This window comes from Ruegeria sp. SCP10, from assembly GCF_040329495.1.
GTDB lineage: Bacteria > Pseudomonadota > Alphaproteobacteria > Rhodobacterales > Rhodobacteraceae > Ruegeria.
In genome coordinates this window covers 1-1,571 of record NZ_JBDZYF010000053.1, presented here as the reverse complement: position 1 = coordinate 1,571, position 1,571 = coordinate 1, and the positions used below count along the sequence as shown (strand labels likewise).

General features: G+C 41.5%; 1 protein-coding gene. It reads left to right on the top strand.

What is annotated here, in order from left to right; translation table 11 throughout:
* Positions 1 to 573 precede the first annotated feature (573 nt).
* Positions 574 to 1,449: a transglycosylase SLT domain-containing protein gene (locus ABLN87_RS22195; protein WP_353014282.1), complete on the top strand. Its 876-nt coding sequence runs from the start codon at positions 574 to 576 to the stop codon at positions 1,447 to 1,449.
* Positions 1,450 to 1,571: the final 122 nt, after the last annotated feature.

Genomic DNA, 1,571 nt, shown 5'->3' with positions numbered 1-1,571 from the left:
CGAATGAGGCTTATGGAAACAAAGCCGAAACCGTGAAATTGGCAGCCTAAATACAACCCTGATCCATCTTAAGTTGGCTGCAAACTGGTCCAAAACGTAGGACCACCTCTGCTATTTAATAATTGTAATTACTTAATAACCCCACATTAGCTTAATCGTAACGACGAAGACTTCAAGCACTACTTTAAAAAGCGCGCTTCCCTCAGTCGAAACTAAAGATATATTACTGGGAGTTACAAAACCAAAAAGCTGTGGCTATTAAGTACCTAAAATCGAATTTACTTCACGATAGTTCTGTATGCTGCGAATAAAGTAGATAGAAAACATTCCTCCGAATGTGAATGTTGAAAAGCTACAGCTATACACCTAATTGAGCTATCCATTTCACAATCTAACCTGCCGCATCTCAACATATCAACAACAAACCCAACTGCTTTTAGAATGCTAAAAGCTATATAATCACACAGAGTATACAAAAATAGGTACATGTAAAAGATGAACTTTTGGCGAATCATATTAACGATTGGATTCATGTTAATAATACTATGCTCTTGCGGCAGAAACAGTGGAGTAGTGAACAAGAGCGTATATGCAGAAATTGAAAAAGCAGATAGAGTTAGCAGGGGGCAAAACAAACAAACAAAGCACGATTACATCAGAGCTTCGCAGGAAGCAAGAGATTATTCAAGCAACATATCAAAGGAAATAAAGCTTTCAATTGAACAACAAGAAGCGTTAGAAATCGTGGTAGATACTGCTATCGAAGAGGGCTTAAGTTCGCTTGACTTTGCCGCGGTCGCATGGATCGAATCAAATTTTATTCCTACTGCGAAGAACCCAAACTCTAGTGCAAGAGGAGTATTCCAGTTCATTGATTCTACAGCAGTTAGTTACGGCCTGTCGGAGCCTTTCAATGCCCAGTCTAACACTGATGCTGCTGTTCGCCTGTGGAAAGACAATGCAAGCTTCCTCCGTGCGAAGCTTGGGCGTGAACCCGACGGTTCGGAGATGTATCTCGCACACCAGCAAGGTGCTGGCAATGCAGTCAAGCTTCTATTAGGAGGGAATACCCCAGCGCGTACTATTGTTGGAAATGCAGCAGTCAATTTAAATTTGGCAAACCAGGAAAGAAACCATATTAGCGCTAGAGAATTTGTATCATACTGGAAAAGGAAATTTTACGCCGCAAAAGAGCTGTTTCAGAAGGAACCAGATGTATTAATGGAAGAAGCGGATAAGTTACCTACACAAGCAGCTGGTAGGGCAGCTACGAAAGGCATTAGGCAATGTAAGGATAGTGAACTACTAGTGTTATCAATCGATTCCAGAGGCGATTCCTTTGACTGCCTAATTAAAAAGAAAAATTCAGTATTTAGTCAGACTAATGGGTATATAGTAAACAGAAGGCGGAGGTACTGCTCCGGATGCCGGATATACTTTTTATATTGAATCCTGACCCTTAGGCTCTGTACCCATTGATTTCCCTTTAGCATCATGATTCACGGCTCAAAAACGAGCGGTGAACATGTCTGATCTTTTCTGGCTGACGGAGGCGCAAATGGCGCGTCTGG